The organism is Mycobacterium sp., from assembly GCF_025965855.1.
Taxonomy (GTDB): Bacteria; Actinomycetota; Actinomycetes; order Mycobacteriales; family Mycobacteriaceae; genus Mycobacterium.
The window spans coordinates 1-9,548 of the sequence record NZ_JAOPWB010000025.1 but is presented as its reverse complement, the minus strand read 5'-3'; the positions used below and the strand labels follow the sequence as shown (position 1 = coordinate 9,548).

Below are 9,548 nucleotides of genomic sequence, written 5' to 3'. Positions count from 1 at the left end.
CTCCGCCCTTCAACGACAACAGCGGTGATCACTAAGCGGGCTTTCGACATCCGCCGAAACTGGCCGGCTCAGGCTATTCCGATGTCTTGCGACACCCCATTCGCATGTCCTGGATCACCACACTGTCCCCGCTACCAGCGGAAATGGCCCCAGAGGTGTGATTTCTGGGGCCATTTTCATGCCCGTTGGCCACGGATCTGGCCACATTAGAATTGCTAATTGACTTAGCTATCTTGTTGCCTAACTTCAGTCTTCGCTGATCAGCACGGTGACTGTCCTCCCCGGCGGCTTAGCGACAGTCCCCTTTTGAGGCCTGTGGAACGACCGCGAGATCAGCCTGGGCCGAGCGCCCGCGGGGCGCGCGGTGTTTGCCAGAGCTGCGCGGCCGCGTCTCACGTTCACTGCATAAATGCAGCCGTGGGGCAAGCGTCCGACTGTCTAGCTGGTTGCTTTCGCGGTGGCGCGAAGCACGCGGCCGCCGTACACTTGATCGTGATTCAAAATGAATCGCGGAGGTGCTTAAGTTATGTCGACTCAAACTATCGATGCGACCACCGCCGAGAAGCGGCTCGCAGTCGAAGCTGCACGCCAACGCATCGACGAACGTGAACTCGAGCGCGCGATCTACCAGGCCGCCAACCACGCGGGACTGTCACAGCGACAAATCAGCGACATCGTGGGCATCCGCTCCCAGGCCACGGTGCAACGCATCCTGCGCCGGCTCACCGATGATCCGTCGCTGCTCGAAGAGACACCCGCAGAGATCATTGACCGCCGCGTCGCCGGAATGATCGATGACCACGAGATGATGAAAAGACTTCTGAATTGGAAGTACTCCTTCGGCGGCGTGGTACGGATCGACGGTGTCGCAACCGACGCCTACACAACCGGTGATTGGGACGATATCGAGATGGCCTTCTACCGGGGCCTGCTCAGCGACGAGGAGTTCCAAAGCCTGGCCACGCGCCACCTTAAGAGCATGGGCAGTGGCGCGGGACGATAGCCTGCGCGCGAAGGTCGCTGAACAGCTCACCACACGATCGGCGGCAGGCGGACCACTGCATCGGGATGCGGCCGAATGCACTGAACGCCGTTACGCCACCGACGTCAGTCGGCTAGTGCTCCACAAACGCATCGTCGACAGGTACCTCGCCCGTGGGGACCCGCGCCGCGACGGCCGGTCAGCGATCATCACGGCGGGCGCCCCAGGATCCGGAAAGAGCTCGATGCTCCACGCGGTAGTCGCCGATCTCGACGACTACCGTGTCATCGACGCCGACATCATCAAGGACTACCTCATCGAGGAGGCAATCGACGACGGCGTTTACGGTCATCTACTCGCCGAGATTCTCGCCGACGGATACGCATTGGCGCCCCGTGAACTCTCCGGGCTCGTGCACCTGGAATCGGTGAAGCTGGCCGACCAGATTCGACGAATTTGCATCCACCGCAAGGAGAATGTCGTGATCGAAGGCACGCTCACCTGGGACGGCCAGGGCCCGAGAATATTTCGCGAGCTCGCCGACTCCGAGTACACCGACATCGAGGTGTATGGCGTGGACAGTGGACCAGCGGCCGCCCACGAGTACGCCTTAACCCGCTGGTGGCGAGGCCGGCTCGACTGGGTAAGTGGTGCCGATCAGCTCGGCGGCCGATTCACCCCCGTCGACGCCATCGACATCTGCTACCCAAAGGGTGGGCAATCCATATGCACCACTCACGCACTGCAATTCATCGACTCTGCACAGTCCGGCGAAATCCCACACGTGCATGTCACCATCCTGCGCAGGCTGACAACCGGGACGCTCGAAGTGGCAGACGAACGGTTCTACCGCCAGTAACTTGGGCCGCTGGTGGCATCAAACGCGGACTATCCCGAGCCTTCGGTACCGCGGAGTCGTCTGCAAGGGTTTCGGGCAGCGCCGCTTCTCCGGTGTCCAGGTGTAATCAAGCGACTCTCAGCATCTCCGACTCAATGATGACCGCTGCGGAGCCGTTCGTTTTCTGCTTCCAATTGCTGTATCCGTGTTTTAAGTTCGGCACGGGTAGGTTTCCGGCGTGCAGGGGTCGGCGCTTGGTGCGGTGGTTTCCCAGCCGGCCCGATCGCACGGGCATCGATTATCGTCGCCGGGTCAAGGCCGCATTGCGCACAGCGGACTGCGCCACAAAAGGCGGCGTGGATGGTTTTGTGACTCGAATGGGCGGTGCGCTCAACGGTGTGCCCGCAGTACAGGCGCAGCTGCCAAACCATCAGTTCATGTGAGGGCGTTGGTCTCAACAAGGGGCCGAGCCGGGCAATCTGGGCGGGTGATAACGGTGGCATCGGACAGCACTTGCCGCAATGCATGGTCAGCGACCCTGAGACGCTGTGGCGATGGGACCCGCACGAACCGTGGGCGGCTTTGAACCGGGTCTCCTCGTCGTCGTACCGGGCACGCTCGGCGTCGGAAAAATGCATCGTGCCCTTGTTCTCGAATGGCTCAGCATCCACATAGGGACGACGGCATCCTGGGCATGGCGCGCCCGCACGATACTGCTCGTAACTCAGTTGTGCGACCTCGCAGCGCATGGAGTCACGCAAACGTTGTCGGTCCCGTTGCCGGCGTTCGTCTTTGGCCGTCACCCTGAACGAAGTCTCGAGGTCGCCGAGGCATTCGTACGTGTCGAGGTCAGCGGGCACGGTTAGAAGCTAAATCTCATGGAAGTCACTGTGATTACGTCGATGCGTCTCCGAAGAAAACACTCGATCGGCAACCGCCCGGCCCGCACACTTGTCGTGTGGCGACAACGGAAAGTCGCCCCCAGGTTGGTGAGTCATGGGCCTATCGTGCCCGCCCGATCGATGACGTCGTCGAAGTCGAGGTGCTCAAACTGGGGACACAACGACCACCCCGGCTATTGGTGCGGTTCGTCGACGAAAGATTCGAGGGCCGCCAGGAGTGGGTCTCGCCGGCGCGTTTGAAGGTGCGCTGGGCCGCGGTCGATGGGTTCCGGGAACACGAGGCGCGCTGGAATCGCATCGACGAGCTAGGTATCGGCGACGACCCGGTCGGCAGAGCCGCCGAGGTGGTCTTCGAAACGCTCATCGATCACGACGTCGCGCGGATGGAGCACCGGGAGTACCGGTGCATGTCGCATCACAAACTCGAGCCGCCTCGCCGACATCACCGGCCTGGATGAGACGTTGTGGACGCAGTGCCCCGACGGGTTCACCGACGGTGAGGATCTGGTGGCGCCCTGACCCGTCACCGAAAAGATCGCGTCGGCCGCTGCGCGGCGTAACCCAACCCCGATCCTGGACGCGGTGCAGAAAGAGGAGAGCGAGGCACGCTATAAGGCGATCCACGGGCGTTGGTATCGCGGCCGCGGTTCCCGTCCGGACTACACCATTCCAGCCGATATCTGCATCCAGACCGACAACGAGTACTACAAGCCGCGCCGGGCGATCCTACGGCTATGGTGCGGCGCCGAGGCGATCGACCGATACGACGAGTTGGCGGAACTGCGCAAGGAGATTCATCGTGTCGGGCAGATCGCCGAGTCCGCGATCAAGGCTCTCGGCTGCAGTGTTCCCAGGCGACCTAACCGTGGTTCGCTGTGGACGTCACTGTCCCAAGTCACTTGAGTTCCGATTAGACAGTGGGGACATCTACCTGGCCACCGATGGGACATCCATCTGGCCATCAGTGGGGACCTACAGCTGGCCACAAATGGGGACTTTCACATGGCCACGGACACTCGTGCACGGATGCGGGGTGGGCGATTGCCGGTGTATTTGTCAGTGCACTGTGACACGCTAAGGACGGCGGATCAGTTCTTTGCTAGCCAGTCGGCGCCGCCGTCTCTGGAAGGGGCCGTGCCGCTGTGAGGGGAGGTAGCGACGTTGCACGACGACCTCGAGCTGCTCCCTGCTCCCGCGAGCTGGAATGTGACGATCCCGACCGACGACGCGTCGATCGTGAGGCGCCGCCGCGCGCTGGCGCCGATCCAGGTGCTGACCGACATCGAACGCAACAAGTCCCAGTACGACGGCGATTTTTGGCGCCGCTACGACCTGTTCAACATCGCTCTTGCGGTCATCGATCAGGTCGCACTGGCGATGGGAATCTCGGTGGGCCGAACCTGGGACGAAACCGTCGACTACGCCGCGACCCAAGCCAGCCGCCAAGCACCCGGCGCGGAACGCGCCGAGTGGACGGCAGTCGCCGAGCGTGTTGTGGTGTCGCTGGTCACCACAGATGTCGAGAACGTGCCCTACCTCGTTCACACCGAGGAAGGACCGCAGTGGCGAGCTCAGCGCTTCCGGTTGCTCTACGTGCACGCCGGTGGCGAGGACGGCCAGGAGTACCTGCGGGCCTCTGAGCAAGCGATCAACATCTTCGTCGAGGCCCTGGACCTCGATATCGAGGCTGCGCAGATCGCGAACGAAGCCCAACTGAGCGCCCTGATCGCGCGTGGCGCTGTCGAGTCTGCGGTTCAAATCGCGCGCCTGGCGCGCTACCAATCGATCCAATATCAGGAACGGGTCCGGCGCATCGTCGCCGACACCCTCATCGACCCCGACACCCACGACTGGTTGGGCGACGTGCCACAGCTGTTGAACTCTGCGCTGACCCATGTGCGGGACCGGCTCGAGGCCGAAGGCGTTCTGCTCGACGCAGTTGCTGAGCGCCGCTCACGAATGGAGGACCCCGGGCGGGTGACGGCGGCCAACCAACTGGTCGAAATTCTCCGCGAATGCCGACACCGCCACAACGAGCTGCACGGCCACCTCATCGGTGCGCGCGGCCGGCTGCGCGAAGCTCTCGACGACCGCTTCGCACGCCCTCCGCACGCGGTGCACCGCGCTGTTGTCAGCTCAGACCTGCTGAATCCCTTTCTGGCCCGGCCGATTCGAGACAGTGGCGTTGCCACTGTTCGGCTGCTCGCGCACGTCGGAGGAATCGCGGCGCGGTGGTGGCCTTCAATGTCGACGCTCACCGATGAATTGTGTGCGCCGCCGCGAATTCCCGATCTTGGTGAAGAATTCGTTGATCCGGAGTTCGATGACGACGAACCCGAGTTGTGGTGGGAGCCATATGAATCCGCTGTGAAGTCGATTCTCGACGGAATTGATGAACCTACCCGACTCGCGCAACTACTGGGTCGCGCTGAGGAACTGGCCGCAGCCGTCAGCGACCTGGACGGTGAACCCTTGGACAGTGGCCTCCTTGTGGCCGCTACCGTCCATGCGGCCCACCGAGCGTGGGCAACCCGTCTTTCCGGCCGTTCGGTGGGGGATCGCGTTGTGGTGGCCGCCGCTAGCGGCGCCGAGATCGATGAATATGGCGTCCATGCTGCGGACCTGATTCTCGTACCGGGAGTCGTTACGGCTGACATCGACGCACCAGCCGATGAACACATCGACAACGGGGAGATTGACACCGGCGCGGCCGGGGTCGACATCAGCGAGGAGGCGATCGCATGAATCTGGCAGGCGGCGACGCCGCCGACATCGGGCGGATGCTCGGCTGGGCAGCGCGTCCCCGTGAGACACCCGCGCGCCACGACGACTATCACCGGCTGATCATGCGGTACCGAAACGATGCCGATTTTGCCTCTGCGGTCGATACCGTATTCATTGGCGCCGGACTGTATTTGACCGTCGACGACCGTGAAGGCGCAATCGTCACTGCCGCACCCGATTCACCACTGCGCGTGACCCTGACCGACGTGATGAAACGCGCAGGGCCCACCCAACGGGCCGTCGTCGGCGCGGTCATTCTCGCGATCGCCCATACCGCTTACCCCGAGCCGGTGATGGTCGACGACCCAGACCGCGTTGCCGTGTTCACAACGCGTGCAGTCGTCGAAGTCCTCGACCGTGCCGCAGAAACTCACAGCGACACTGCCGAGCACGATGGTGCCTTAGACGAAGAGCTCCTTGAGTCCTGGCGGGGCTGGATGGCACTTGCCCCAGCGCGCCCCAACGCTCAGCGGCGTTCCGCCGCCGACCGCCCAGGCATGGTCAACAAGATCGCCAGGCTGCTCGCCGAAGCCGGCTACCTGACACCGCGCAGCGACGTCGACGGCGGAACCTGGTTGGCACGCCCCAGGTTTCGACACGCGGTGGCCACCTTGTGCGGGGACTCCGAGCTGTACGTCTTGGTCAACGACTTGGCGCAACAAACCAGCCAACCGCAATGACTGCTCCAGATGTGTTACCTGTGCCGCCGCTGAGGCTGCGTAGAGTACGGCTGCACGGCGTGGGGCCAGACGGGGCTCGATTCGACCCGCTCGACCTGGATTTCACGACGGCCGGCGGGGCCGCATCCCGCGTGTTGCTGTCGTTGACCAACACGGGCGGTAAGTCGACGCTGATCACATTGATATCCAGTCTCGTCGTGCCGGCGTCGCGGTCACAGGTGGGCGGCAAGAACCTCGGCGACTACATCCTCACCGGCGACACCGGCCATGTCGTCTGCGAATGGGAAGACACCACCACCGGGGTCAACACAGTTACCGGCACCGTCATGGAATGGAAGGACGGTCGCCGCCAACCGCCGCACAGGCAGCGATCGACGACGAACATGCACCGCGCGTGGTACCTATTCCGCACAGGCCCACATCTGCCCGGCATCGATGATCTGCCCTTCGTCGTAGGCGAACACCGCGCCACGTTCAGCACCTACCTCGACAAGCTCACCGACCTTCTCGGGCAGTATCCCGCCACCGGTTGGGTACTCACCCGGACCCAGCAGGAATGGACCCAATCGCTCGAGGACAACACCAGCGTCGACCCAGTCCTGTTCGGCTATCAGATGCGCATGAACGACTCGGAGACCGGGGCCGAGCGGCTGTTGAAGGCGTTCGACTCACCCGACAACGTCGTGCGGTTCTTCATCGCGGCACTCAACGACGATCGCGACATCGCCGACTTCACGGGCAAACTCGGCAACTACGCCGAGCTGGCAGTGAAACGGCCACGATTGCAGGCGCTTTCAGACTTCTGCGTAAAGATCGGACCCACCATCGAGCAGATCGCAGGCAGAGCCATCGCTGCAGACAAGGCCACCGCCGACGCACTTCGTGTCCAAACCCAAGGCAAAGAGCTTGCCGGCGCCGCGTACGCCCGACTCGCCCAGGATCGCACTCTGCTCGCCGAACAAGAACACGAAGTCCAAAGCGCCGCCCAGGATGCGGTCACTGCCCGCCGCGAATACGGCCAGATCAGCGATATTCGCCTTCAGCTACTGCTGGAAGAAGCACGGGCTCGGGCCGTGGGCGCCCACGATGAGGTGCAGCGCCACGCCGAAGCCGCCGAGATCGCGCAGCAGGAAGACTTGGCGTGGCAGGCGGTCAATTCCGTCCTTGACGTACAGATAGCCCAGGCGGCCCGCGACGCAGCACAACTGGCCTACAACCGCGCAGACGCCGGACTGGGACCACTTCGCGCCAGCGTAGATGCCGCCGCCACCCGCCTGGCAGCCCGACTCGAAGGCCTTGCCCGAGAAGCACACACCGTCGCCGAGACAGCCAGCGCGCGCGCCGACGAAGCACTCGAGGAGGAACGAAAAGCCAAGATCGCCGAGAAAGACGCCGCTGCTCGCCGCAGCGCAGCCCGTCGCCGCCTCGAAGAAATCGACGACTGCACACGCCAGGCGCAGAACTCCACCCAAGCTGCACTGGCGGCCCGGTGGCTGGCGGCCGGCGAGTCCGCCGAGCAATGCCTGCGCCGATGGCAGGACACCCGCGGTACCGCCACACTCCACTGCGACGAGGAAACCCGGCGAGCAATCGACGCAGAACACGCCCGGTCAGCGACCGACACGCAAATCAACAGCGTCGACGCCGAACTCATCACGCTGCGGGCTACCGCCCAAGACGACCAGGGGCGACTCGATACATTCACCACCGAATTCGATTCGGTCGCAACCCATCCCATCGTGCAGAACCTCCTGAGCGGGCGAGCACACACGACCGCAGAGCTCGAGCGCGCACACCCATTAGCCAACGACGCCGCGCGAGACGCCGACCGTCGCGCCGCCGAACACGAACGACTAGCCAATGCGGCGCGCGAGGAACTGGCACATCTCGACCAAACCGGCACCGCATCGACAGGCGCCGATGTCCTCGCCATCGTTGAGGCCCTACGCGCCCAGAGAATCGGCGCCGTCAGCGGTCTGGAGTGGATCGAGCACAACATTGCTGAACCCGACGCTCGACCAGAATTCATCACCAGCCATCCCGACATCGCCGGCGGAGTCATCGTGTCCGACCCGGCTCGGCTGGCGGCGGCCGTCGACTATCTCCGCGACGCCAAACCCCGCACGCGCACACCAGTCACCGTTGCCAGCGCACCCGCCGGCACAGACTTCGACACCACTGATGGTCCTCGATTCGTGGTGCTGCCGCACCGAGCAACCTGGGATCGCAGATGGGCCCAGACAACTCGCGCCGAATATGAGAAGACCGCTGTCGACGAAGGAGCCGCCGCAGCACAGGCCCGTAACGACGCCAGCAGCTACCGCAACGCCGCCACGGCCTGCGCGAGCTTCATCGAGCGCTGGCCCAACACCCGCCGCGAAGACCTCGAAGCGCGCGCCCATAACTCCGCCGATGCCGTCGCCGCGGCGCAAGAACGCCGCGACGAACTCCTCGAGGAACGCGACCGCCACCGCGATACCGCCGAGCAGGCCCGGTGCAACGTTGAATCAGCACGGCAGCAATCCACTCGCGCTGATAAGCAAGTCACGCTCGCTAGAGAGCTAATCGGCAAGACCGACGCCGCGAGCAGCGCCACGCAGGAGCGACCCGCCGTCGACGCGGCGCGCCTCAGAGCAGAACGAGACGAAGCAACCGCAGAGACCGCACAAACCGAAGCCCAGGCCGCACGCACCGCCAACCTCGAGACCGCTGCCGAAGCGCGCAGCCAGCGCCGAGCCTGTCAGCGCGAACGAGCGGACCTCGGCGTCGAGACGGCCGGCGAAGACCCTGGTGGCAACCTCGACGTGATCCGCGCACGAGCCCAGTCCTTACGCAATGAGCTGTCCGCAGCCGAACGCGGAATGATCGAAGCCGAGTTGCTTGACCGCGCGAAAAGAGACCTCAGCCAAGCGATTTCCCGACGCGACGACCGATATGACACCCACATCGTGCTGCGCGCCGAGGAACTGACACTGCTGCCGGCAGCGTCATCGGCGGACTCACTCAGCGGCGCACAACGACGCGCACACGACGCCGCCGCAACGCGCGAGAAGGAGCGGGTGGCCGCCGAGCACGAGCTCACCGTCGCCGACAAAGAGGTACGCGCCGCACAGCCAACCGCCGGAGATCGCCAGAATCACGTTGACCTGAGCAACGTTCCGGAATGGCTACCATCCACGCCCGATGAAATTCCCTCCCTGTTAGAGCGCCTGACGATACGCAACGCCGAGCTACTTGAGCGCCGCGATGCCGCCGTTTCAGCCGAGCAAGACGCCATCGACCTACGCGACGAACTCAAGGCCGACGTCGACGCATTCACCGATGTCGTAGAGATCTGGGCAGGGGACCCCGCACCGCGAGAA

General features: G+C 63.9%; 8 protein-coding genes. 7 read left to right on the top strand and 1 reads right to left on the bottom strand.

The window, feature by feature from the left end:
* Positions 1-526 precede the first annotated feature (526 nt).
* Both JWP83_RS02115 and JWP83_RS02110 read left to right on the top strand, forming a co-directional pair.
* Positions 527-1,003, top strand: coding sequence for a winged helix-turn-helix domain-containing protein (locus JWP83_RS02115; RefSeq protein WP_297725315.1), 477 nt, complete (start codon positions 527-529; stop codon positions 1,001-1,003).
* A complete protein-coding gene (locus JWP83_RS02110) occupies positions 891-1,841 on the top strand; it encodes a zeta toxin family protein (RefSeq protein WP_367185567.1) in 951 nt (316 codons plus the stop codon). The genes JWP83_RS02115 and JWP83_RS02110 overlap by 113 nt, the downstream gene beginning before the upstream one ends.
* 131 nt (positions 1,842-1,972) lie before the next feature.
* Here JWP83_RS02110 and JWP83_RS02105 read toward each other — a convergent pair whose 3' ends face one another.
* Positions 1,973-2,680: a hypothetical protein gene (locus tag JWP83_RS02105; protein WP_297725313.1), complete on the bottom strand. Its 708-nt coding sequence runs from the start codon at positions 2,678-2,680 to the stop codon at positions 1,973-1,975.
* A 98-nt stretch (positions 2,681-2,778) separates the two neighbouring features.
* Here JWP83_RS02105 and JWP83_RS02100 point away from each other — a divergent pair, with 98 nt between their 5' ends.
* The 5 genes from JWP83_RS02100 to JWP83_RS02080 form a co-directional block, all read left to right on the top strand.
* The gene (locus tag JWP83_RS02100) at positions 2,779-3,180 is read left to right on the top strand and encodes a hypothetical protein (protein WP_297725311.1); all 402 of its coding nucleotides are present in this window, start codon (positions 2,779-2,781) and stop codon (positions 3,178-3,180) included.
* Between the two features lie 124 nt (positions 3,181-3,304).
* Positions 3,305-3,625, top strand: a complete 321-nt coding sequence (locus JWP83_RS02095) for a hypothetical protein (RefSeq protein ID WP_297725309.1) — start codon at positions 3,305-3,307, stop codon at positions 3,623-3,625.
* A gap of 258 nt (positions 3,626-3,883) precedes the next feature.
* The gene (locus JWP83_RS02090; RefSeq protein ID WP_297725307.1) at positions 3,884-5,467 is read left to right on the top strand and encodes a hypothetical protein; all 1,584 of its coding nucleotides are present in this window, start codon (positions 3,884-3,886) and stop codon (positions 5,465-5,467) included.
* Positions 5,464-6,186: a hypothetical protein gene (locus JWP83_RS02085; RefSeq protein ID WP_297725305.1), complete on the top strand. Its 723-nt coding sequence runs from the start codon at positions 5,464-5,466 to the stop codon at positions 6,184-6,186. The genes JWP83_RS02090 and JWP83_RS02085 overlap by 4 nt, the downstream gene beginning before the upstream one ends.
* On the top strand, positions 6,183-9,548 hold a 3,366-nt coding region (locus JWP83_RS02080), incomplete at its 3' end, for a hypothetical protein (RefSeq protein ID WP_297725303.1). The genes JWP83_RS02085 and JWP83_RS02080, both read left to right, overlap by 4 nt.